The sequence below is a fragment of the Rhodococcus sp. C3V genome (assembly GCF_029269915.1).
Classification (GTDB): domain Bacteria; phylum Actinomycetota; class Actinomycetes; order Mycobacteriales; family Mycobacteriaceae; genus Rhodococcus_F; species Rhodococcus_F qingshengii.
On the sequence record NZ_JARJBE010000085.1, the window covers coordinates 1 to 336 of the forward strand.

The window sequence follows — 336 nt, forward strand, 5'->3', positions numbered from 1 at the left end:
CAGAAACGGTCACCGTCTGAGCAGGCGCCGACGAACTCACAAACCCTGCACCAGCGGTGAAGTCAGCCGTAACACTTTGTGCACCAGCAGCATCGAACGAATGGCTCAATGTCGCAACACCCGCGGAGACTGCCACCGGAGTGCCGATCGCCGTGCCGTTCGACTTGAATTGCACCGTACCCACAGCATTGTTCGGAGCAACCGTCGCCGTCAGATCAACCGCGCTGCCCGTGATCGCCGTAGCCGGAACCGACAACGACGTCGTCGTCTCCACATCCACGGGAGCCGGATCAGAAACGGTCACCGTCTGAGCAGGCGCCGACGAACTCACAAAGC

Annotated in this window: 1 protein-coding gene; it reads right to left on the reverse strand. The window is 61.0% G+C overall.

Annotated elements, in window-relative coordinates; translation table 11 throughout:
* Positions 1-304: Ig-like domain-containing protein (locus P3G66_RS31895; RefSeq protein ID WP_346349179.1), on the reverse strand; the 304-nt coding region annotated here is incomplete at its 3' end.
* Positions 305-336: the final 32 nt, after the last annotated feature.